This window comes from uncultured Xanthomonas sp., assembly GCF_964278005.1.
Lineage (GTDB): Bacteria > Pseudomonadota > Gammaproteobacteria > Xanthomonadales > Xanthomonadaceae > Xanthomonas_A > Xanthomonas_A sontii.
The window spans coordinates 269312-291743 of sequence record NZ_CAXYKF010000006.1; the positions used below are offsets into that span (position 1 = coordinate 269312).

Here is a 22432-nt window from a genome sequence, read left to right on the forward strand (position 1 = left end):
AGTGCGTCGCTTTCGCATGGGCTGCAATGACCGGGATGCGCTCGCGTGGTCATGCCGGCATGCCTGCTTGCGCAGGCCGGACGGCATGCGCAGGTCGCGACATGGGCGTATCGCCTGTCTGCCGTGCCGCCCTGCAAGGCGAGGCGATGCGCAGCCGTGTGCACTCACGCAGCGTGGCGACGATATCGCGCGGTCGACTGCAGAACGACCATCGCCACGCGGTGGTCGTCCTGCACCCTTGCACCGGCATGGCGATGACGCGCGAGGCGTTTGCGCGGCGGCTTCAGTCGCGGAAATTGTCGAACTGCAGCGGCAGCTCGAAATCGCTCTTCTTCAGCAGCGCGATCGCGTCCTGCAGGTCGTCGCGCTTCTTGCCGCTGACCCGCAGCTTGTCGCCGTTGATCTGGGCTTCCACCTTGAGCTTGGCTTCCTTGAGCGTGGCCACGATCTTCTTGCCCAGCTTCTGCTCGATGCCCTGCTTGACGGTGATCTTCTGCCGCGCGCCGGCGAGGTTGGTCTCCACGTCGCCGAACTCCAGGCAACGTACGTCGATGCCGCGGGCCAGCAGGCGCGCGCGCAGGATGTCGGTCATCTGCTTGACCTGGAAATCGCTGGGCGCCGATTGCGTGATGACCTGGTCGTCGAGCGCGAACTTGGCGTCGACGCCCTTGAAGTCGAAGCGCGTCGACAGCTCGCGGTTGGCCTGGTCGACGGCATTGGTCAGTTCGTGCTTGTCGACTTCGGACACGATATCGAAGGAAGGCATGGGCAAGTCCTCGGCAAAGATGCCTATCGTAAGACGTGCGGGCGAGGAGTGGGACGCGGCAGGTGGGAAGTGGCAGCGCAGGTGTCGCAGGGGCTGGCACGTGCAGGGTGGGACGGATGTCGGTTCCGGCGCGTTGCGCAATGTCGTGCGTTGGTGGGCGCCGCGCGTCGCGACTGAAGTCGCTCCCACAAGAAGCGGCATCGGCCGGTGCGCCGGCTGGAGCCATGTGGGAGGGACTTCAGTCCCGACGCGATGAGCCTCGGCACCACGCACATCGCCGATCGCGGCGATAATGCGCCGATGCCCAACTCCCGTTCCAATGCCGCCGCCGCGTGGATGATCGCCGCGGTCGCGTTCTTCTCGCTGATGGATGCGTCGATGAAGCAGCTCAGCACGCATTATCCGGCGCTGCAGGTCGCGGCATTGCGCGGTGGGGCTTCGCTGCCGTTCGTGCTGGTATGGGTGCTGGCCAGCGCCGGGCCGCGCGCGATCTGGCCGGTGCGCTGGGGCTTGCATCTGCTGCGCGGCGTGCTCGGCATCGCCATGATCGGCTGCTTCGCCTGGGCCTTGCGCAGCCTGCCGCTGTCCACCGCCTACACCATCTACTTCGTCGCGCCGCTGCTGGTGGCGGCGCTGTCGGTGCCGCTGCTCGGCGAATACGTGGGCCCGCGGCGCTGGGCGGCGATCGGCGTCGGCCTGGTCGGCGTGCTGGTGGTGCTGCGCCCGGGTATGGACGGGTTCGTCTCGCTGCCGGGGCTGATGGTGCTGCTGGCGGCCATCGCCTACGCGGTCGCCTCGGTGCTGGTCAGCCTGCTGGCGCGCACCGACACGTCGCAATCGCTGGTGGTGTGGTTCCTGCTGATCATGGCGCTGGGCGCCGGTGCGCTGGCGTTGCCGGAGTGGACCCCGCTGCGCCCGGCCGACACCGGCTGGATCGCCGGCATGGGCCTGGCCGGGGCGCTGGGCCAGGTGGCGCTGACCCAGGCGTTCCGCCGCGGCGACGCCTCGCTGGTTGCGCCGCTGGAGTACAGCGGCCTGTTGTGGGTGATTCCCTGGGACTGGCTGCTGTGGCGCAAGCTGCCCGATGTCTGGACCTGGGCGGGCGGGGCGATCATCGTCGCCAGCGGCCTGTACCTGCTGCACCGCGAGCGGATCCGCGCGGTGGCGCATCCGCCGCCGCAGGCACGCCCCTAGGGTCCGCGATGCGCGCGTACGTTAGAATCGAATGGAATAACGCACGCCATCCTGGCCTGCTAGGCTTTGCGCCCCCCGTCGCTGCCGGTCCCGCGCGTTGATCCAGTTCGAGCGCCTGCACAAGTCCTATTCCGTCGCCGGCCAGCCGGTCGTGGCGCTGCATCCGCTCGACCTGCGCATCGAGGCCGGCGAGGTGTTCGGCATCATCGGCCACTCCGGCGCCGGCAAGTCGACCCTGATTCGCTTGATCAACCGGCTCGAAGAGCCCAGCGGCGGTCGTCTGATCATCGACGGCGAGGACGTCACCGCGCTGGACCGCGCCGGGCTGCGCACGCTGCGCCAGCGCGTAGGCATGATCTTCCAGCACTTCAACCTGCTGTCCTCGCGCACGGTCGCCGGCAACGTCGCCTTCCCGCTGGAACTGGCCGGCACGCCGCGCGCGGAGATCGACGCGCGGGTGGCCGAGTTGCTGGAGCGGGTCGGGCTGGCCGCGCATGCCGGCAAGTATCCGGCGCAGCTGTCGGGCGGACAGAAGCAGCGCGTCGGCATCGCCCGCGCCCTGGCCACGCGCCCGCGGATCCTGCTGTGCGACGAGGCCACCAGCGCGCTGGACCCGCAGACCACCGCCTCGGTGCTGGCGCTGTTGGCGCAGATCAACCGCGAGCTGAGTCTGACCATCGTGCTGATCACCCACGAGATGGAGGTGATCCGCCGGGTCTGCGATCGCGTGGCGGTGCTCGATGCCGGGCATCTGGTCGAGAGCGGGCCGGTCACCGAGGTGTTCCTGCACCCGCAGCATCCGACCACCAAGCGCTTCGTGTCCGAGGCCGAGCACGTCGACGAGGCCGAGCTGTACCGCGATTTCACCGCGGTGGACGGGCGCATCCTGCGGCTGACCTTTCTCGGCACCGACACCTACGCGCCGCTGCTCGGGCGCATCGCCCGCGCCACCGCGGTGGACTACAACATCCTGTCCGGGCGCATCGACCGGATCAAGGACACCCCGTACGGCCAACTGACCGTGGCCCTGGTCGGTGGCGACATGGACGCGGCGCAGGCCGCCTTCGTCGCCGCCGGCGTGCATGTGCAGGAGCTGCGCCGATGAGTCCGATCGCCACCGCCGCCGCCGGCTTCTTCCGCAATCTCGATGCCGGCAAGTGGAGCGAGATCGGCCGCGCCACCGTCGATACGCTGCTGATGCTGGGCGGTTCGCTGCCGCTGACCCTGCTGATCGGCCTGCCGCTGGGCGTGCTGCTGTTCCTGACCGGCCCGCGCCAGACCCACCAGAAGCCGCTGCTGTACGGCGGCCTGGCGCTGGTCATCAACGTGCTGCGCTCGGTGCCCTTCATCATTTTGATGATCGCGATGATCCCGCTGACGCTGTGGGCGATGGGCACCTCGCTGGGCGTGCGCGGCGCGATCCTGCCGCTGGTGGTGGGCGCGGCGCCGTTCTACGCGCGGCTGGTGGAGACCGCGCTGCGCGAAGTGGACCGCGGCGTGGTCGAGGCCAGCCTGGCGATGGGCGCGACCACCTGGCAACTGGTGACGCGGGTGCTGCTGCCGGAAGCGCGGCCGGGCCTGATCGCCGGCGCCACGGTGACCACCATCGCCCTGATCGGCTTCACCGCGATGGGCGGCGCGATCGGGTCGGGCGGCCTCGGCGACCTGGCCTACCGCGACGGCTACCAGCGCTCGCACGCCGATGTGGCCCTGGTGACCGTGGTGATCCTGTTGCTGCTGGTGCAGGCGTTGCAGATGCTCGGTGACCGTCTGGTCGCGCACTACAGCCGGCGCTGATGTCCTGCGTACCGCGGTAGGGCGTCAGCCGGTGAGCGGTCGCGGCTGAAGCCGCTCCTGCGCGCATGGATCGCCCCGCCTGCACGGCCGTCTGCTAGCGTGCACGCATCGCGGCCGCGGGTCGCGCTCCTCCACTCCCCCCCGTTTTCCCGGATACCTGCCATGACCCGATTCCCGTTCCGCCTCCTGCTCGCCAGCGCCGTGCTCGTGCTCGGCGGCTGCGGCAAGCCCGATGCCGGCGCCGCCGGCGACCATCTCAGCGTCGCCGCCACTGCGGTGCCGCACGCCGAGATTCTGGAGGTGGTCAAGCCGATGCTGGAGCAGCAGGGCCTGACCCTGGACGTGCGCGTGTTCAACGATTACGTGCAGCCCAACGACCAGGTGGTGCAGAAGCAGATCGACGTGAACTACTTCCAGACCGAGCCCTACCTGCAGGCCTACAACCGCGACCGCAAGAGCGACCTGGTGACCGTGGTCGGCGTGCACATCGAGCCGTTCGGCGCCTACTCGCGCCGCTACAAGTCGCTGGACGCGCTGCCGCAGGGCGCCGACGTGGTGATCCCCAACGATCCCAGCAACAACAGCCGCGCGCTGATCCTGCTGGACAAGGCCGGGGTCATCAAGCTCAAGGACCCGAGCAATGCGCTGTCCACCCAGCGCGACATCGTCGCCAATCCCAAGCAGCTGAAGTTCCGCGAGCTGGATTCGGCGATGCTGCCGCGGGTGCTGGACCAGGTCGACCTGGCGCTGATCAACACCAACTACGCGCTCGACGCCGGCCTCAACCCGACCCGCGACGCGCTGGCGATCGAAAGCAAGGATTCGCCGTACGTGAACTTCCTGGTCGCGCGTCGCGACAACAAGGACGATCCGCGCGTGCAGAAGCTGGCCAAGGCGCTGACCAGCCCGGAAGTGAAGGCCTTCATCCAGCGCAAGTACCAGGGCGCGGTGCTGCCGGCGTTCTGATCGGGCCACGCGCATGCCGCTGCTGCTGGCCATTCCGCTGGCGATCGTGATCGCGCTGGCGGTGACCGCCGTGCTCTTGCCGCTGTCGCTGCTGCAGCGGTTTCGCGTGGGCACGGCGCGGCGTCAAGCGCGCGGTTGGCTGGTCGCGGTGCAACTGTGGTCGGCGCTGCTGTCCAGCGTGGTGGTGCTGGTCTTCGCCCTGATCGCCGCGCACTGGTGGCCCGGTGCGGCCACGCATGCGCTGGCCGGCTGGGGCATCGGCGCGCTGCTGGGCGCGCTCGGCATCGTCGCCACCCGCTTCGAGCCGTTGCCGCACGGGCTGCACTACACGCCGAACCTGTGGTTGGTCTTGGGTCTGACCGCGCTGGTGGCGGTACGCATCGGTGCCGGACTGTGGCAAGGCTGGCGCAGTCTGGCCGATGGTGCGGCGTGGCCGACCGAGGGCTGGATGAGTCATGCCAGTCTGCTGGCCGCCGCGGCCTTGCTGCTCGGCTATGCCTGCGCCTACGCCTGGCTGCTGCGGCGGCGCCTGCGCCGGTTCGACCGCTACCGCGGTTTCGATCGCTCGCCGCGCTGAAGGCGCCCGCGTGCACGCGCAATGCGGTTTTCGCTGGTCGCGCGCTCGATCCAGCGCACGCACAAAAACAAACGGGCCCTTGCGGGCCCGTTTGCGCAAACGCTGGAGACGGAACGCTTAGAAGCGCGCGCCGACGCCGAAGCTGAACAGCCACGGATCCAGCTTCAGGTCTTCGCCGGTGCCTTCGCCGGCCACCTTCAGCTCCGGACGCGAGTGCATGTAGCGCGCATCGGCACGGGCGAACCAGGTGGAGTTGATGTTCATGTCCACGCCGACGGTGCCGATGGCGCCCTTGGCGGTGTCCAGGCTGATGTGCTGGTCCGGGTTCAGGCCAGCCAGCTTCTCGTTGCTGAAGTTGGACTCGTAGTAACCGACGCCGACGAACGGACGGAACACGTTGTCCGCCTGGCCGAAGTGGTACTGACCGCTCAGCGCGATCGGCTGCTGCTCGACGGTACCGACCTTGCCGATGCCGTCGGCCTTGACGCGGTGGTTGAACTTGTCGGCAGCGCCCCACAGTTCGACCGCCCAGTTGTCGTCGATCAGCCAGCTGGCGCTGATGGTCGGCGCCGGGCCGCCATCGACGTCGAGGCCGGCCGCCGGCTTGGAATGCGGGTCGAGCAGGGTCGCGCTGCCGACGACGGAGAAGTGCTTGCCGGAAGCGGTATCGGCATCCTGTGCGAATGCGGCGGGCGCAAACGCAAGGGCGGACACGACAGCCAGGCTCAGGATCTGAATGGACCGCATGGGGTATCTCCTCATCTTTTTCTTGTGGGGCCACGGGAGTGGGCGCGCACACCGTATCGATGAGAAGATGAATCGGCGCCGACCCTCGCCGGACGAATGCAGGCGACGTTCAGGCACTTGCGTCCGATGCTTGAAATAACGAGGTTTTAAGGCTTTTGGCTGTTCATCCAGGTGCGCGCGACGTGACGACGCAGCCGCTGTTGCAGGGCCTGCCCGCGCAGATTCGCGACGATTGCCGCGTGCTTGTGCTCGGCTCCATGCCCGGTGCGGCGTCGTTGCAGCAGGCGCGTTACTACGCGCATCCGCGCAACCGGTTCTGGCCGCTGATGGCGGCGCTGTGCGGCTTCGATGCGGCACTGGACGCCGAGGCGCGGATGCAGGCGCTGCACGCGGCCGGCGTGGGCCTGTGGGATGTGATCGGCCAGTGCCGACGCCGCGGCAGCCTGGACGCGGCGATCGTGCGCGGCAGCGAAATTCCCAATGCCTTGCCCGATCGCATCGCGCAGTTGCCACAGCTGCGCGCCATCGCCTGCAATGGCGCGGCGGCGGCGCAGGCGTTCGCGCGTTTCGTGCAGCCGCACCTGCCGCTGCGCGATCCGCCGCTGGTGCTGCTGGCGCTGCCGTCCAGCAGCCCGGCCAATGCCGCCTTCGCCTGGCCGCGGCTGCTGCAGGCGTGGTCGCCGCTGCAGCAATGGCTGCGGGTGCCGATGGCTGGCGATTGACGGGTGCCTCCAATCACGCACGAGGCACACGCGCAGGGGCGGCTTCAGCCGCGACGCGGCGATCCCGACAGCGCTGGCGCGGCCGAAGCCACTCTTACGAGACAGCGCGATGTGGCAAAAACAGGTGATTGGCGGCGCGCTGGCATTGCATCCATGGATCAGCGCCGCGCGCGCAGGCGCAGCCACAGCGTCTGCAGCGCCAGCACCGCGGCGAGCAGCAAGGCCACCCACGCCGCAGTCTGCGCACCGGCCAGCGTGCTGTCGGTCTGTTTGGCGTAGACCGCGGCCAGCGCCCACAGCGCCGCCGCCGCATAGGCGAGGTTGCCGCGCATGGCCCGGTTCATGCCCAGCAGCAGCGCCGCCGCCAGCGCGAACAGCACCAGGCTCCACGGCAGCATCCGCTCGGTCGAGAGCCAGCGGTAGGCCACGATCACCTGCGCGGTGTTCAGGAATGCCGCCAGCGACAGCCAGCCGGCGTGCAGCGACAGCGGCAGCCAGGCCCACAGGGTCTGGCCGGATTCGGGGGCGGGGTCGCGCGACAGTCGCAGCGCGGCCAGCAGCATCGCCGCCAGCGCGGTCCAGATCACCGCCAGCGCCAACAGGAAGTGCTGCTGCGAGAACACCGGCATCCACGCCGCCGTCAGCGCGAAGCCCAGCGCCGCCGGCGCCCGCACCTGCGCCAGCGCGCTGACGCGACGGCGCCGCGCGCTGGATTGCCACAGGCCGAAGGCCAGGTCGAGCAGGAAGATCACACCCCAGATTGCGAAGGCGTAGCCGGCGGCGACGATCAGGGTCGGGTAGCGGTCGGAGATGGCGCCGTTGGTCGGGCCGAACGCGCCACGTTGCGAGAACCAGGCGACCAACGGCATCGCCAACGCCATCAACAGCACCAGGATCCGCATGCCTGCCCTCCGGAAATCTGCGGCGAGCCTAGCCGTGGCGCCGTGAAGGCGGTGCACCGGCGATGGCTGCGCAACATGCGCCGGCGTACTGTCCGCCGGCAGTGGCGCCCCCTGCAGGCGATCGGGCTTTTTTGCCCGCCAAAGGTTGGCGCTGCGGCTGCGGGCCGCCACAATAGGGGTTTCCCCCTCATTAGTTGCCGGAGTTCCCCGCATGGCCGAAATCAAGGAAGCACTTGTCCCCGATATCGGTGACTACAGCGACGTCCCGGTAATCGAAGTGCTGGTGGCCGTCGGCGACACGGTGAAGAAGGACCAGAGCCTGGTCACCCTGGAATCGGACAAGGCGACGATGGAAGTGCCGTCGCCGTTCGCCGGCGTGGTCAAGGAGATCAAGGTCAAGGTCGGCGACAGCCTGTCCGAGGGCAAGGTGGTGGCGCTGATCGAAGTGGCCGAGGGTGGCGCCAGTGCCGCGCCTGCGGCCGCCAAGGCCACGCCCGCGCCGGCCCAGCAGGCTGCCGCTCCGGCAGCCGCGCCCGCGCAGAACGCGGTCAAGCCGGCCCCGGCCGCGGCCGCGGCCGCGGCGACCGGCGTGGTCGAGGCGCGGGTGCCGGACATCGGCGACTACAGCGACGTGCCGGTGATCGAGGTGCTGGTCGCGGTCGGCGACACGGTCAAGAAGGATCAGGGCCTGGTCACCCTGGAGTCGGACAAGGCGACGATGGAAGTGCCCTCGTCGGTGGCCGGCGTGGTCAAGGAACTCAAGGTCAAGGTCGGCGACAGCCTGTCCGAGGGCAAGCTGGTGGCGCTGATCGAGGTGGCCGGCAGCGATGCCGACGCGCCGGCCGCGTCCGCGGTCCAGCCCAGCGCCGAGACCGGCGGCGGCGTGGAGCCGGTGCCGGCCTCGTCCGCGCCGGACAAGCTGGCCCAGCGCGAGATCGCCCAGGTCCAGGCCACGGCGCCGGCCAAGGCCGCCGCGCCGTCCGCCACCCAGAGCAGCCCGCCGGTGGCGTTCGACGCCGACAGCGTGCTGCCGCAGAAGGTGCCCTATGCGAGCCCGGCGGTGCGCGTGTTCGCCCGCGAACTCGGCGTGGACCTGTTCCAGGTCAGCGGCTCGGAGCAGGGTGGCCGCATCACCAAGGACGACGTGCAGCGCTACGTCAAGGCGGCGCTGTCCGGCGCCGCGCCGGCCGCCGCCGGTGCCGCGCCCGCCGCGGGCGGCAATGGCCTGAACCTGCTGCCGTGGCCGAAGGTGGACTTCGCCAAGTTCGGCGAGGTCGAGGTCAAGCCGCTGTCGCGGATCAAGAAGATTTCCGGCGCCAACCTGGCGCGCAACTGGGCGATGATCCCGCACGTCACCCAGTTCGAGCAGGCCGACATCACCGACCTGGAAGCCCTGCGTGTGGCGTTGAACAAGGAGAACGAGAAGGCCGGCATCAAGCTGACCATGCTCGCCTTCCTGCTCAAGGCCAGCGCCGCGGCGCTGAAGCAGTTCCCCGAGTTCAACGCCTCGCTCGATGCCAGCGGCGAGAACCTGACCCTGAAGAAGTACTTCCACATCGGCTTCGCCGCCGACACCCCGAACGGGCTGGTGGTGCCGGTGATCCGCGACGTGGACAAGAAGGGCGTGGTCGAGCTGGCGCGCGAGAGCGGCGAGCTGGCCAAGAAGGCGCGCGACGGCAAGCTCGGCCCGGCCGACATGAGCGGCGGCTGCTTCTCGATCAGCTCGCTCGGCGGCATCGGCGGCACCGCCTTCACCCCGATCGTCAATGCGCCGGAAGTGGCGATCCTGGGCGTGTCCAAGTCGTCGATCCAGCCGGTCTGGAATGGCAAGGAATTCGCGCCCAGGCTGATGCTGCCGCTGTCGCTGAGCTACGACCACCGGGTCATCGACGGCGCCGCCGCCGCGCGCTTCACCACCTACCTGAGCCAGGTGCTGGCGGACATGCGCCGCGTGCTGCTGTAAGCCCTGTCGTCACGGTGCCGCGTCCGTCGCGGTGCCGGTTTTCCCCCACCTGCGCGCGCCGCCTGTTTGCGCGGTCGCGCCGACGAACTGCAAACGCCCACCGCCGCGGCGATGGGCCACAGGAGAAGCTGCATGGCGGTCATTGAGGTCAAGGTTCCGGATATCGGCGACTACAGCGACGTTCCGGTCATCGAGGTGCTGGTCGCCGTCGGCGACACGGTGAAGAAGGACCAGGGCCTGGTGACGCTGGAGTCGGACAAGGCCACGCTGGAAGTGCCGTCCGCGGCTGCCGGCGTGATCAAGGAACTGAAGGTCAAGCTCGGCGACACCCTGTCCGAGGGCGCGGTGATCGCGCTGCTGGAGACCGTCGACGGCGCCGCTGCGGCGCCCGTCGCGGCCCCGGCCGAGGTGCCGGCCAGCAAGCCGCCGGTGGCGCCGTCGCACCGCGCACCGGCCGAGCCGCCGGCGCCCAAGCCGGCGCTGGCCAGCGGCAAGCCCGCCGACATCGAATGCAAGATGGTGGTGCTCGGCGCCGGCCCCGGCGGCTACACCGCCGCGTTCCGCGCCGCCGATCTGGGCCTGGACACGGTGCTGATCGAGCGCTACGCCAGCCTCGGCGGCGTCTGCCTCAACGTCGGCTGCATCCCCTCCAAGGCGCTGCTGCATGCGGCCGCGGTGATCGACGAGGTCGCACATGCCGGCGACTTCGGCGTGGACTTCGGCAAGCCCAAGATCACCCTGGACAAGCTGCGCGAGTACAAGGAAAAGGTGGTCGGCAAGCTCACCGGCGGCCTCGCCAGCATGGCCAAGCAGCGCAAGGTGCGCACCGTCACCGGCGTGGCGTCGTTCGTGTCGCCGAACGAGCTGGAGATCGTCGGCGCCGACGGCAAGACCCAGTTGCTGCGCTTCGAGCACTGCATCGTCGCCGCCGGCTCGCAGGCGGTGAAGCTGCCGAATTTCCCGTGGGACGACAAGCGGGTGATGGACTCCACCGACGCGCTGGAACTGCAGGAGATCCCCAAGACCCTGCTGGTGGTCGGCGGCGGCATCATCGGCCTGGAAATGGCCACCGTGTACAGCGCGCTGGGCAGCAAGGTCACCGTGGTCGAGTTCATGGACCAGCTGATGCCGGGCGCCGACAAGGACCTGGTCAAGCCGCTGGCCGACCGCTTGAAGAAGCAGGGCGTGGAGGTCCATCTCAAGACCAAGGCGACCGAGGTCAAGGCCGACAAGAAGGGCATCACCGTGACCTTCGAAGCCGCCACCGCGGGCGAGACGCCGGCGCTGGCCGCCACCACCTACGACCGCGTGCTGGTCGCGGTAGGTCGCGCGCCCAACGGCAAGAAGATCGGCGCCGACAAGGCCGGCATCAATGTCACCGAGCGCGGTTTCATCCCGGTCGACCGGCAGATGCGCACCAACGTGCCGCATATCTTCGCCATCGGCGACATCGTCGGTAACCCGATGCTGGCGCACAAGGCCACCCACGAGGGCAAGCTGGCCGCGGAAGTGGCCGCCGGCGAGAAGAAGGAGTGGGTGGCGCGGGTGATCCCGTCGGTGGCCTACACCAACCCGGAAATCGCCTGGGTCGGCGTCACCGAGACCGAGGCCAAGGCCAAGGGGCTGAAGGTCGGCGTGGCCAAGTTCCCGTGGGCGGCCAGCGGCCGCGCGATCGGCATCGGCCGCACCGAGGGCTTCACCAAGCTGATCTTCGACGAGGAGACGCACCGCATCATCGGCGGCGCGATCGTCGGCGTGCACGCCGGCGACCTGCTGGCCGAGATCGGCCTGGCGATCGAGATGGGCGCGGAGGCCGAGGACATCGGCCACACCATCCACGCGCATCCGACCCTGAGCGAATCGGTCGGCATGAGCGCCGAGGTCTACGACGGCACCATCACCGACCTGTACATCCCGAAGAAGAAGTGACGCCGCCAGGCGCGACCGTGCCGCTGCGTGCGGTGCGGTCGCGGCCGTGGTGAGTCCACGCATGGAGGTCGCCGTGGGGCAGGGCACCCTATGTCCCGAACTGCAGGCGCTGCTGCAGCGCGAACTGGCCAGCGGCAACCGCATCGCCGAGCCGCCGCGCCGGACCGACTGGCCGCATCCGGGCTCGGTCTTCGTGTCGCTGAAGCGCGACCTGCGCAGCGACGTGGCGGCGCTGCCGGCGACGGTGCAGCATGCGATCTGCACCGATCCGCACTACGGCTGGCACGACGAGTGCTACTGCTCGACGCACCAGCATCTGCTGGTGGCGGGAGCGACCAAGCCGCCGTGAGCCTGTGTCGGCTGCCGCAGTCGCTGCCACCGCCTCTGCGATCTGCCGCGCACCCCGTTGAACGACAAAACCCCGCATCGCTGCGGGGTTCTGCATGGAACCGCTCGCGGGTCCCGGGTTCCGGGTCCCGAAAGATCAGAACGCGAAGGTCACGCCCGCGACCGGACCCTTGAACTCCTGCTTCAGGCCGATCGCGGCGTTGCCGCCCTTGCGGTCCACGTCGAGCTTGAACCAGTCGTAGCCGGCAAAGATGCCGAAGTTGCGGGTGAAGCGATACTCGGCGATGGCGTTGGCGCGGCTCAGGTCGCCGTCGTATTTCTTGAAATCGCCCCACTTGGTGTTGACGTACTGCCCCTGCACATTGAACAGCCAGTGTTCGTTCGGGTGCGCGGTGAAGCGCAGGCCGACCACCGGCGCGGCGCCGTCGTCGCTTTCGTCGACGAAGGTGCCGGTGTACAGCGGGCCCAGGTCGGCATAGGCCTTGCCGTTGACCTTGGCCCACTCGGCACCGAGCTGCAGGCCCATGCTGAACTGCGGCGTATCGATCACCGAGTAGTCGTACACCAGGCTGGCGACCTGATATTTCAGTTGGCCCTTGACGAAGCTGCCCGACGGCACGGTGACGCCGCCATAGCTGACGTCCTGGCCCAGCTCCTCGCGGCGGTCCTTGTCGTACTTGAAGTAGTCGAAGATCAGGCGCTGGCGGGTGCTGATGCGGAACACGCCGTCCACGCGCGGCTCCCACTCCTTGCCGCCCAGCTTGAAGTCCTGCGACCCGGAGATGGCATTGCCGTTGATGACGGTGTTGCCGCGCAGGGTGTTGTTGTTGTCGACGTTCATCGCGCCCAGGCGCAGGGTGAAGCGGTCGTCGCCGTCTTCGGCGTGGGCGGGCAGGGCGTAAGCGGCGGCGATCGCGCACGGCAGCGCCAGGGCAAGCAAGTGTTTCATGGGGGACAAGCTCCGTCGTCTTGGGATTTTTTGATGAGGCGTCGATGGCTGGGCCACCGCGTGCCGTCACTATCCTTAAATTTGCGTCCACCATTCGTGAAAGTATGGTGGCCCGGGCCGCCACGCCCGTCCCAGAACGCGCAACGAAAAGAGCCCCGGGAGGACCGGGGCTCGGTGGGTCTGCGCTGTGGGCCGACGAGGATGAGCGCAGTCCCTGTCCGATCAGACAGCGCAGTGGACAGAAAGTTCCTCCGCAAAGGCGTGCTGCAATGCCGCATTCGGCGCCGGCGGCGGGCGGTGGCCGTGTTATCGTCTACGGGCGGATGGGCATTCGGACGCGGCCAGGACCCCTGGCGGTTGTCTCGCAAATTGTCCCATTGCTATAATTCCGCGGCTCGACGGACGCGAAGACGTCCTCAATCCACCACCAATTGCAGGATTTTCTGTGCTGAACTCCGTTGATGCGGGTCGGCGGCTGATGCTGCGCGCAGCGATTTACCCGCTGGTGGCGGTGGCCGTGGTGTCCCTGCTGTTCCTGCTGCTGGGACCGAAATATGCGATGGGCGCCGCCGCAACCGGGCTGGCGACCGTGGCAGGGGGATGGCTGGCCGCACGCACCGCGCTCAATGGCGGCGTGCAGGCGGCGGGTTCGGCGCTGGCGCGGTTGATCGCGGCCATGGTGCTGAAGTGGGTGTTGGTGTTCGCGGTGCTGGCGCTGGGCTTTGCCTGGTGGCGGTTGCCTCCTCTGGCCCTGTTGGCGGGTATCGCCGTCGGGCTGATGTTCCAGGTTCTGGCTCTGGCCAGGCGTTGATCGAATCAAGAAAAGGCTCAGGACTCATGGCGGGCGAGGCAGAAACCCCTACCTCCTACATCCAGCACCATCTGCACAACCTCACCTTCCAGGTGCAGGAAGGCGGGTTCTGGCAATTGCATGTCGACACCCTGGTGATGTCGCTGCTGATGGGCCTGCTGATGGTGTTCGGCTTCTGGCTGGCCACGCGCAAGGCCACCGCGGGCGTGCCCGGCAAGTGGCAGGCGTTCGTGGAAATCATGCTGGAGTTCGTCGACCGCCAGGCCAAGGACACCTACCACGGCACCAGCAAGCTGGTGACCCCGATCGCGATCACCCTGTTCTTCTGGATCCTGTTGATGAATCTCATCAAGATGATCCCGGCGGACTTCCTCGCGATCCCGCTGGGCTGGGCCGGCGTGCACTACTGGAAGCCGGTGCCCACCGCCGACGTCAATGCCACCCTGGGCATGTCGATCAGCGTGTTCTTCCTGATGCTGTTCTTCTCGCTGCGCTCCAAGGGCGTGGGCGGGATGACCAAGGAATTCCTCACCGCGCCGTTCGGCAAGTGGATGCTGCCGTTCAACCTGATCCTCAATATCGTCGAATGGCTGAGCAAGCCGGTGTCGCTGGCGATGCGACTGTTCGGCAACATGTTCGGCGGCGAGATCGTGTTCCTGCTGATCTGGGTGCTGGGCGGTGCCGGCATCCTCGGTGCGCTGGCCGGCGGCGCGTTCGGCTTCGGCTGGATGCTGTTCCACCTGCTGGTGATTCCGCTGCAGGCGTTCATTTTCATGATGCTGTCCATCGTGTACCTGAGCCTGGCGGAAGACAGCCACTGACGTTTCTGTTTCACGCGTTCTAAGCAACCCTTCGTTCGATTCACCATCCTCAAGCAACTTTGTTCCTGGAGAAAACCATGTACTTCGCCGTCCTGACCAACCTCGCCCAAGTCCAGAGCTCCACCGTCCTCGCCGTCGGCATCATGATCGGCCTGGCCGCGCTGGGCGCCGGCCTCGGTCTGGCCATCATGGCCGGCAAGTTCCTGGAATCGGCCGCGCGCCAGCCGGAACTGATCCCGGTGCTGCAGGTCCGCATGTTCATCACCGCCGGCCTGATCGACGCCGCGTTCATCATCAGCGTCGCGGTCGGCCTGCTGTTCGCGTTCGCCAACCCGATGATCGGCGAGTTCGTCGCGCGTCTGCCGCAGGGCGGTTGATCCCGTCGTACCGGCGTGCGGTCGCCATCGGCGGCCGCCGCTACGGATGAAGGTTCGGACGCGTCGCCGTGCTGGCGGCGCGTCCACCCCGTCACCATTGGCTGAGCGTACCCCATGAATATCGGTCTCACCCTCTTTGCCCAGGCGCTGGCGTTCGCCGGTCTGATCTGGATCGTCGCGACCAAGATCTGGCCGCCGCTGATGCAGGCCATCGAAGAGCGCCAACAGAAGATCGCCGAAGGCCTGGCCGCCGCCGATCGCAGCCAGAAGGATCTGGCGCAGGCGCAGGAAAAGGTCAACGAAGCGTTGAAGGATGCCCGCATCAAGGCCAACGAGATCATCGATCAGGCCCATGCGCGCGCCAACCAGATCGTCGAGGCGGCCAAGCACGAGGCGATCGTCGAAGCCAACCGGCAGAAGGAACTGGCCCAGGCCGAGATCGACGCCGCGGCCAACCGCGCGCGCGAAGACCTGCGTCGCCAGGTGTCGCTGCTGGCGGTGAGCGGCGCCGAGAAGCTGCTCAAGCGCGAAATCGACGCCAACGCCCACAAGGCGCTGCTCGACGAGCTGGCGGCGGAGATCTGAGATGAGCCAGGCCCTCACACTGGCGCGTCCCTACGCTCGCGCCGCGTTCGCCGCGGCCAGCGACGCCGGCAAGCTCGCGCCCTGGTCGCAGGCGCTGGCGTTCTCCGCCCAGGTCGCCGCCGACCCGCGCGTGGCCGCGCTGCTGCACAACCCGCTGCTGCAGCGGGAGCAGGCGGTGTCGCTGCTGGCGCCGGAAGCGGTCGACGAGCAGTACCAGCGCTTCCTGAGCCTGCTGGCCGAAGGCCAGCGGCTGTCGCTGCTGCCGGAGATCGCCGGGCTGTACGACCAGCTGCGGGCCGAGGCCGAGCGCGTGGTACAGGCCAACGTGACCTCCGCGACGGCGCTGAGCGATGCCGAGGTGGCCTCGCTGAAGGTGGCGCTGAAGCAGCGCTTCGGCCGCGAGGTCGAGATCACCACGGCGGTGGACGCTTCGCTGATCGGCGGCGCGGTGATCGACGCCGGCGACGTGGTCATCGACGGTTCGTTGAAAGGCAAGCTGTCGCGTCTGCAATCCGCACTGGCCCACTAAGAAACGGGAATGGCGAATAGAGAGGAGAGAACCCGGCCCGGCGGCGACGCCACCCGCGATTCCCGATTCCCCATTCCCGATTCTCAAAGAAGCTAACCACACGTCGCCATGCGCCCTTGCGCGATGGACGATCCGAAGGAAACCAAGATGGCAACCACGCTCAACCCCTCCGAAATCAGCGAACTGATCAAGAACCGCATCGAGCAGGTCAAGCTGGCCGCGGAGTCGCGCAACGAAGGTACGGTCACCAGCGTGTCCGACGGCATCGTGCGCATCTTCGGCCTGGCCGACGTGATGCAGGGCGAAATGATCGAACTGCCGAACGACACCTACGCCCTGGCGCTGAACCTGGAGCGCGACTCGGTCGGCGCCGTGGTGCTCGGCGACTACGAGAACCTGCGCGAAGGCGACGTGGCCAAGACCACCGGCCGCATCCTGGAAGTGCCGGTGGGCAAGGAACTGCTGGGCCGCGTGGTCAACGCGCTGGGCGAGCCGATCGACGGCAAGGGCCCGCTGGGCACCAGCGAAACCGCGCCGGTGGAGCGCGTGGCGCCGGGCGTGATCTGGCGCAAGTCGGTCGACCAGCCGGTGCAGACCGGCTACAAGTCGGTCGACGCGATGATCCCGATCGGCCGCGGCCAGCGCGAGCTGGTCATCGGCGATCGCCAGACCGGCAAGACCGCGCTGGCCATCGACGCGGTGATCAACCAGAAGAACACCGGCATCAAGTGCGTGTACGTGGCGATCGGGCAGAAGGCCTCGACCGTCGCCAACATCGTGCGCAAGCTGGAAGAGAACGGCGCGCTGGCGCACACCATCGTGGTCGCCGCGACCGCCTCCGAATCGGCGGCGATGCAGTACATCAGCGCCTACGCCGGCTGCACCATGGGCGAGTACTTCATGGACCGCGGCGAAGACGCGCTGATCGTGTACGACGATCTGTCCAAGCAGGCCGTGGCCTACCGCCAGATCTCGCTGCTGCTGAAGCGCCCGCCGGGCCGCGAAGCCTACCCGGGCGACGTGTTCTACCTGCACAGCCGCCTGCTGGAGCGCGCCGCGCGCGTGTCCGAGGAGTACGTGGAGCAGTTCACCAAGGGCGAGGTCAAGGGCAAGACCGGTTCGCTGACCGCGCTGCCGATCATCGAGACCCAGGCCGGCGACGTGTCCGCGTTCGTGCCGACCAACGTGATCTCGATCACCGACGGCCAGATCTTCCTGGAAACCGACCTGTTCAACGCCGGCATCCGCCCGGCGGTGAACGCCGGTATCTCGGTGTCGCGCGTCGGCGGCGCCGCGCAGACCAAGATCATCAAGAAGCTCTCCGGCGGCATCCGCATCTCGCTGGCGCAGTACCGCGAACTGGCGGCGTTCGCGCAGTTCGCCTCGGACCTGGACGAAGCCACCCGCAAGCAGCTCGAGCGCGGCCAGCGCGTCACCGAGCTGATGAAGCAGAAGCAGTACATGCCGATGTCCATCGCCAACCAGGCGCTGTCGATCTACGCGGTCAACGAGGGCTACCTCGACGACGTGCCGGTCAACAAGCTGCTGGCGTTCGAAGAGGGCCTGCACGCCCACTTCGCCAACACCCAGGGCGAGCTGATCGCCAAGGTCAACGACACCGGCGACTGGAACGGCGACATCGAGGCCGCGTTCAAGAAGGGCATCGGCGAGTTCAAGACCACGGGCAGCTGGTAAATCAGTTGCCGGGAATCGGGATTAGAGAATAGGGAATCGTAGGAGCGGGATCCGGGCTTGCCCATTCCCGATTCTCCATTCCCCATTCCCACGAAGCGAGCAAAGCGAGCGAGAGCATGGCAGGCGGACGCGAAATCAAATCCAAGATCAAGAGCGTGCAGAACACCCGCAAGGTGACGCGCGCGCTCGAGATGGTCTCGGCCTCCAAGATCCGCAAGGCGCAGGATCGGATGAAGACCTCGCGTCCGTACGCGCAGGCGATGAAGCAGGTGATCGGGCATCTGGCGCAGGCCAGCACCGATTACACGCATCCGTTCCTGGTGCAGCGCGAATCGGTCAAGCGCGTCGGCTACATCGTGATCTCCTCCGATCGCGGCCTGGCCGGCGGCCTGAACAACAACCTGTTCCGCAAGATGCTGGGCGAAGTGCGCCAGTGGCAGGACCAGGGCGCGGGCGTGGACGTGGTCACCATCGGCCAGAAGGCCTCGGTGTTCTTCCGCCGGATCAAGGTGGACATGGTCGGCAGCGTCAGCCACCTCGGCGACCTGCCGCAGCTGGAGCAGTTGATCGGCGTGATCAAGGTGATGCTGGACGCGTTCACCGAAGGCAAGCTGGACCGCGTGTATCTGGTCTACAACCGCTTCGTCAACACGATGACGCAGAAGGCCAGCTTCGACCAGTTGCTGCCGCTGCCGGCGGCCGAGAGCCAGGTCGCGCACCACGACTGGGACTACCTGTACGAACCCGATGCCGCGAGCGTGCTCGAGCACGTGATGACGCGCTACATCGAGTCGCTGGTGTACCAGGCGGTGCTGGAGAACGTGGCGTCCGAGCATGCGGCGCGCATGGTCGCGATGAAGGCGGCCAGCGACAACGCCAGCAAGCTGATCAGCACCTTGCAGTTGGTCTACAACAAGGCGCGTCAGGCTGCGATCACCCAGGAAATTTCCGAAATCGTCGGCGGCGCAGCCGCTGTGTAGCCGGGAATGGGGAATGGAGAAACGGGAATGGTCGAAGCAGCAGCGCTTGATCTTCCCATTCCCGATTCCCCGTTCCCCATTCCCGACACCAGATTCGCATAGACATTAGTGGAGTTATCCAAATGAGTCAGGGCAAGATCGTTCAGATCATCGGCGCGGTCGTCGACGTCGAATTCGCGCGTGCCGATGTGCCGAAGGTGTACGACGCACTGAAGGTCGACGGCACCGCCATCACGCTGGAAGTGCAGCAGCAGTTGGGCGACGGCGTCGTGCGTACGATCGCCCTCGGCTCCACCGACGGCCTCAAGCGCAACCTGGTCGCCACCAACACCGGCCGTGCGATCTCGGTGCCGGTCGGCGCCGGCACGCTGGGCCGCATCATGGACGTGCTGGGTCGTCCGATCGACGAGGCCGGCGACGTGCAGGCCACCGACCATTGGGAAATCCACCGCGCGGCGCCGACCTACGAAGACCAGTCCTCGGCCACCGAGCTGCTGGAGACCGGCATCAAGGTCATCGACCTGATGTGCCCGTTCGCCAAGGGCGGCAAGGTCGGCCTGTTCGGCGGCGCCGGCGTCGGCAAGACCGTCAACATGATGGAACTGATCAACAACATCGCCAAGGCGCACTCGGGTCTGTCCGTGTTCGCCGGCGTGGGTGAGCGTACCCGCGAGGGCAACGACTTCTACCACGAGATGAAGGACTCCAACGTCCTGGACAAGGTGGCGATGGTGTACGGCCAGATGAACGAGCCGCCGGGCAACCGCCTGCGCGTCGCGCTGACCGGCCTGACCATGGCCGAGTACTTCCGCGACGAGAAGGACGCCTCGGGCAAGGGCAAGGACGTGCTGCTGTTCGTCGACAACATCTACCGTTACACCCTGGCCGGTACCGAAGTGTCGGCGCTGCTGGGCCGCATGCCGTCGGCGGTGGGCTACCAGCCGACCCTGGCCGAGGAAATGGGCGTGCTGCAGGAGCGCATCACCTCGACCAAGTCCGGCTCGATCACCTCGATCCAGGCCGTGTACGTGCCCGCGGACGACCTGACCGACCCGTCGCCGGCGACCACCTTCGCCCACCTCGACGCCACCGTCGTGCTGTCGCGTAACATCGCTTCGCTGGGTATCTACCCGGCGGTGGATCCGCTCGATTCGACCAGCCGCCAGCTGGACCCGAACGTGATCGGCCACGAGCACTACGACACCGCCCGCCGCGTGCAGTCCACCTTGCAGAAGTACAAGGAACTGAAGGACATCATCGCGATCCTGGGCATGGACGAACTGTCCGAAGAGGACAAGCAGGCCGTGTCGCGCGCGCGCAAGATCGAGCGCTTCTTCAGCCAGCCGTTCCACGTGGCCGAGGTGTTCACCGGCTCGCCGGGCAAGTACGTGTCGCTGAAGGACACCATCCGCGGCTTCAAGGCCATCGTCGACGGCGAATACGACCACCTGCCGGAGCAGGCCTTCTACATGGTCGGCGGCATCGAGGAAGCGGTCGAGAAGGCCAAGAAGATGGCCGAGAAGGCCTGATCTGGACGCCGGCCGAGGCCGGCGTCCGGGAATCGGGAATCGGGAATCGAGAATCGTCAAGGCGGGACAACTGGAATCTGATGCATCGCGTACTGGTTGAGAGAAGGCAATCTGCTTCTCCCCATTCCCGATTCCCGATTCCCGATTCCCGCCTCACCCAGTGAGGCACCATGAGCACCATCCGTTGCGACATCGTCAGCGCCGAGCATGAGATCTACCACGGCGACGCCACCCTGGTGGTCGCGACCGGCGAGCTGGGCGAGCTGGGCATCGCGCCCAAGCACGCGCCGTTGATCACCCGGCTCAAGCCCGGCAAGGTGGTGGTGACCACCCCGAGCGGCGAGCAGCTGGATTTCGCCATTTCCGGCGGCATCCTCGAGGTGCAGCCGCAGGTGGTGACGATCCTGGCCGACACCGCGATCCGCGCGCAGGACATCGACGAGGCGTCGGTGCGCAAGGCCAAGGAAGAAGCCGAGCGCCTGCTCGCCAACCGCGGCGAAGGCATGGACGTGGCCGAGGCACAGGCCAAGCTGGCCGAGGTCACCGCGCAGTTGCAGGCGCTGGAGCGCCTGCGCAAGAACCTCAAGCACTGAGTTCACCGCCTCGCGGCCTGATGGCCGCATGCGACGACGACGACGCCGGCGTTTGCCGGCGTTGTCGTGTCTGGGAGATGGGGGTCTCCTTCGCACGCCACCTCTGCGTGCCTGTGGGGGATCACCTCGCGGATCCGGCTTGCCGCACTCTGTGACGCGCAGGCGCATTGGATCGCCGCGAAGATCGCATTCCTGCGGCGCAGCCCGAGATCGAGCTGGACTGCGACGCAGCGCACGGCGCTGGCTTGCTGGTCGCTGACTCGGCCGCGCTGGCATGCGACAAGACGCGGGTGCGGTCATCGTGCGGTCGGTGGACTGCGGCAAGATGGCCGCCCGATCTGCGGTTCATCCCCCACCCGCAGACGGTTACCGGAGAACCGAGATGAGCCTGTCCGCTGCCGTTCCTCGTCCCTGCATGCATGCGCTGACCGCCGTGCTGGCCGGCGCCCTGTTGATGGGATGCGCATTGCCCGCACGCAGTGCCACCCCACTGGAGCCGCTGCTGGATCGCATCGTCGAGCGCAACGCGATCGGCGACCAGGTGGCGCTGAGCAAGTGGGACAGCGGCAAGCCGGTGCTGGATGCCACGCGCGAGGCCGCGGTGCTGGCCAGCGTGCGCGATCAGGCGCCGGCCCACGGCGTGGATCCGGACGATGCGGCGCGTTTCTTCGGCATGCAGATCGAATCCAACAAACTGGTGCAGTACGAATTGCTGTCGCGCTGGCACCTGCGCGGCCGCGCGCCCAACAGCCCGCGCCCGGACCTGACCGGACTGCGCGCGCGCCTGGACCAGCTGCAGGGCGAGATGCTGGACGCGTTGCAGGCCAGCGCGGCGGTGCGCCAGGCCCCGGACTGCCCGGCCACGACCGCGCGCGCGGCCGAGGCCTATGCGCTGCGCTGGCAGCTCGACCAACTGCACCGCACGGCGCTGGTGCGCAGCCTGGGCGATTTCTGCCACTGAGTTGTCGGTAGCGGGGCCGATGGCGCGTTGCCTGCGCCCAACGGGGCGCTGAAGCCGATTTGGCGCTCTGCAGGCCCGATCCGCGCTGGCCGTCTAGGCTTCGCTCGTCGCGACTGAAGTCGCTCCCACATGGATGCTCCCGGCATACGTTAGGTCTTTTGTGGGAGGGGCTTCAGCCCCGACAGCCGGCGCCGATCGCGCGCAGCGGTGCCGCCTGCCTGCCGTGTCGCCAGCGCTAGCGATACACCAACTGCCGTCCAAGGAAGAACGACACCACCGCCAGCATGCCCTCGACCAGCGGCTTGGCCAGCCAGGCCAGGCGCAGGCCCAGGGCGTGGGCGCACAGCGCCACCAGCCAGGTGCTGAGTGCGGTGAGCACCAGCCACATGGCCATGAAACGGCCGAAGCGGCGCCAGCCCAGGCGTGCGGCGTCGTCGCTGGCGAAGGTGATGCGGCCGTTGAGCCAGAACCCGAGCAGGGCGCCGCAGACGCGGCCCAGCACGTTGCCCGGGACCGTCGGCATGCCGGCCGCGGTGGCGGCGACGAACACGCTCCAGTCGATCAGCAATTGCAGCAGGCCGATCAGCAGGAACTGGCTGCCCTGGCGCAGGAGACCCATGAACATCCACAGGAGAAGACGATCGCGCATGCTAGCGCCTGCGGCGCCGATGTGCAGCCCGCCGCGTGTGGC

At 67.8% G+C, this 22432-nt stretch carries 24 protein-coding genes; 19 read left to right on the forward strand and 5 right to left on the reverse strand.

Going from position 1 to position 22432, the window contains the following annotated elements:
* Positions 1 to 283: 283 nt before the first annotated feature.
* Positions 284 to 766, reverse strand: coding sequence for a YajQ family cyclic di-GMP-binding protein (locus ACHWVH_RS03610; protein ID WP_017913076.1), 483 nt, complete (start codon positions 764 to 766; stop codon positions 284 to 286).
* 300 nt (positions 767 to 1066) lie between these two features.
* On the opposite strand from ACHWVH_RS03610, the gene ACHWVH_RS03615 reads away from it, so the two are divergent.
* From ACHWVH_RS03615 to ACHWVH_RS03635, 5 genes are all read left to right on the forward strand, one after another.
* On the forward strand, positions 1067 to 1960 hold the full coding sequence (locus tag ACHWVH_RS03615) for a DMT family transporter (protein WP_394686687.1): 894 nt from the start codon (positions 1067 to 1069) through the stop codon (positions 1958 to 1960).
* Between the two features lie 97 nt (positions 1961 to 2057).
* Positions 2058 to 3065 carry a methionine ABC transporter ATP-binding protein gene (locus tag ACHWVH_RS03620; RefSeq protein WP_394686688.1) on the forward strand — a complete coding sequence of 336 codons (1008 nt, stop codon included), beginning with the start codon at positions 2058 to 2060 and terminating at the stop codon, positions 3063 to 3065.
* Positions 3062 to 3757 carry a methionine ABC transporter permease gene (locus tag ACHWVH_RS03625; protein WP_043093395.1) on the forward strand — a complete coding sequence of 232 codons (696 nt, stop codon included), beginning with the start codon at positions 3062 to 3064 and terminating at the stop codon, positions 3755 to 3757. Before ACHWVH_RS03620 ends, ACHWVH_RS03625 begins: the two co-directional genes overlap by 4 nt.
* 162 nt (positions 3758 to 3919) lie before the next feature.
* Complete coding sequence (locus ACHWVH_RS03630) at positions 3920 to 4723, forward strand: MetQ/NlpA family ABC transporter substrate-binding protein (RefSeq protein ID WP_017907484.1); 804 nt, start codon at positions 3920 to 3922, stop codon at positions 4721 to 4723.
* A 13-nt stretch (positions 4724 to 4736) separates the two neighbouring features.
* Positions 4737 to 5300, forward strand: a complete 564-nt coding sequence (locus ACHWVH_RS03635) for a DUF1453 domain-containing protein (RefSeq protein ID WP_150411059.1) — start codon at positions 4737 to 4739, stop codon at positions 5298 to 5300.
* 117 nt (positions 5301 to 5417) lie between these two features.
* On the opposite strand, the gene ACHWVH_RS03640 is transcribed toward ACHWVH_RS03635, so the two are convergent.
* Positions 5418 to 6047 carry an OmpW family protein gene (locus ACHWVH_RS03640; protein WP_017907486.1) on the reverse strand — a complete coding sequence of 210 codons (630 nt, stop codon included), beginning with the start codon at positions 6045 to 6047 and terminating at the stop codon, positions 5418 to 5420.
* A 182-nt stretch (positions 6048 to 6229) separates the two neighbouring features.
* On the opposite strand from ACHWVH_RS03640, the gene ACHWVH_RS03645 reads away from it, so the two are divergent.
* On the forward strand, positions 6230 to 6769 hold the full coding sequence (locus tag ACHWVH_RS03645; RefSeq protein ID WP_017913071.1) for a DNA-deoxyinosine glycosylase: 540 nt from the start codon (positions 6230 to 6232) through the stop codon (positions 6767 to 6769).
* Positions 6770 to 6927: 158 nt separating this feature from the next.
* On the opposite strand, the gene ACHWVH_RS03650 is transcribed toward ACHWVH_RS03645, so the two are convergent.
* Entirely contained in the window at positions 6928 to 7671 is a 744-nt protein-coding gene (locus tag ACHWVH_RS03650) for a hypothetical protein (RefSeq protein ID WP_295925113.1), read from the reverse strand.
* A 211-nt stretch (positions 7672 to 7882) separates the two neighbouring features.
* On the opposite strand from ACHWVH_RS03650, the gene aceF reads away from it, so the two are divergent.
* From aceF to ACHWVH_RS03665, 3 genes are all read left to right on the forward strand, one after another.
* Positions 7883 to 9634 (forward strand): dihydrolipoyllysine-residue acetyltransferase, encoded by a 1752-nt coding sequence (aceF, locus tag ACHWVH_RS03655; RefSeq protein WP_152236503.1) that lies wholly within the window; start codon positions 7883 to 7885, stop codon positions 9632 to 9634.
* Between the two features lie 132 nt (positions 9635 to 9766).
* Entirely contained in the window at positions 9767 to 11563 is a 1797-nt protein-coding gene (gene lpdA / locus ACHWVH_RS03660; protein ID WP_394686689.1) for a dihydrolipoyl dehydrogenase, read from the forward strand.
* A 61-nt stretch (positions 11564 to 11624) separates the two neighbouring features.
* On the forward strand, positions 11625 to 11912 hold the full coding sequence (locus ACHWVH_RS03665; RefSeq protein ID WP_150411109.1) for a hypothetical protein: 288 nt from the start codon (positions 11625 to 11627) through the stop codon (positions 11910 to 11912).
* Between the two features lie 135 nt (positions 11913 to 12047).
* Here the strand turns inward: ACHWVH_RS03665 and ACHWVH_RS03670 are convergent, their stop codons facing one another.
* On the reverse strand, positions 12048 to 12860 hold the full coding sequence (locus tag ACHWVH_RS03670) for a hypothetical protein (protein WP_394686690.1): 813 nt from the start codon (positions 12858 to 12860) through the stop codon (positions 12048 to 12050).
* Positions 12861 to 13305: 445 nt separating this feature from the next.
* On the opposite strand from ACHWVH_RS03670, the gene ACHWVH_RS03675 reads away from it, so the two are divergent.
* The 10 genes from ACHWVH_RS03675 to ACHWVH_RS03720 all read left to right on the forward strand — a co-directional run bounded on the left by ACHWVH_RS03675 (position 13306) and on the right by ACHWVH_RS03720 (position 21741).
* Positions 13306 to 13671, forward strand: coding sequence for an ATP synthase subunit I (locus tag ACHWVH_RS03675; RefSeq protein WP_267108048.1), 366 nt, complete (start codon positions 13306 to 13308; stop codon positions 13669 to 13671).
* 26 nt (positions 13672 to 13697) lie between these two features.
* The gene (gene atpB, locus ACHWVH_RS03680) at positions 13698 to 14492 is read left to right on the forward strand and encodes a F0F1 ATP synthase subunit A (protein ID WP_010340498.1); all 795 of its coding nucleotides are present in this window, start codon (positions 13698 to 13700) and stop codon (positions 14490 to 14492) included.
* Between the two features lie 77 nt (positions 14493 to 14569).
* The gene (gene atpE, locus ACHWVH_RS03685) at positions 14570 to 14869 is read left to right on the forward strand and encodes a F0F1 ATP synthase subunit C (RefSeq protein WP_010340497.1); all 300 of its coding nucleotides are present in this window, start codon (positions 14570 to 14572) and stop codon (positions 14867 to 14869) included.
* 114 nt (positions 14870 to 14983) lie between these two features.
* A complete protein-coding gene (locus ACHWVH_RS03690; protein WP_017910291.1) occupies positions 14984 to 15454 on the forward strand; it encodes a F0F1 ATP synthase subunit B in 471 nt (156 codons plus the stop codon).
* Position 15455: 1 nt separating this feature from the next.
* Positions 15456 to 15983 (forward strand): F0F1 ATP synthase subunit delta, encoded by a 528-nt coding sequence (locus ACHWVH_RS03695; protein ID WP_295925124.1) that lies wholly within the window; start codon positions 15456 to 15458, stop codon positions 15981 to 15983.
* Between the two features lie 147 nt (positions 15984 to 16130).
* Positions 16131 to 17678, forward strand: a complete 1548-nt coding sequence (gene atpA, locus ACHWVH_RS03700) for a F0F1 ATP synthase subunit alpha (protein ID WP_295925126.1) — start codon at positions 16131 to 16133, stop codon at positions 17676 to 17678.
* 116 nt (positions 17679 to 17794) lie between these two features.
* Entirely contained in the window at positions 17795 to 18658 is an 864-nt protein-coding gene (gene atpG / locus ACHWVH_RS03705; RefSeq protein ID WP_017910294.1) for a F0F1 ATP synthase subunit gamma, read from the forward strand.
* 122 nt (positions 18659 to 18780) lie between these two features.
* Positions 18781 to 20187 (forward strand): F0F1 ATP synthase subunit beta, encoded by a 1407-nt coding sequence (gene atpD / locus ACHWVH_RS03710; protein ID WP_017910295.1) that lies wholly within the window; start codon positions 18781 to 18783, stop codon positions 20185 to 20187.
* Positions 20188 to 20357: 170 nt separating this feature from the next.
* Entirely contained in the window at positions 20358 to 20780 is a 423-nt protein-coding gene (locus tag ACHWVH_RS03715; protein ID WP_019796279.1) for a F0F1 ATP synthase subunit epsilon, read from the forward strand.
* A gap of 415 nt (positions 20781 to 21195) precedes the next feature.
* Positions 21196 to 21741: a chorismate mutase gene (locus ACHWVH_RS03720; RefSeq protein WP_320744880.1), complete on the forward strand. Its 546-nt coding sequence runs from the start codon at positions 21196 to 21198 to the stop codon at positions 21739 to 21741.
* 235 nt (positions 21742 to 21976) lie between these two features.
* Here ACHWVH_RS03720 and ACHWVH_RS03725 read toward each other — a convergent pair whose 3' ends face one another.
* Positions 21977 to 22360: a GtrA family protein gene (locus ACHWVH_RS03725; protein ID WP_026143775.1), complete on the reverse strand. Its 384-nt coding sequence runs from the start codon at positions 22358 to 22360 to the stop codon at positions 21977 to 21979.
* Positions 22361 to 22432: the final 72 nt, after the last annotated feature.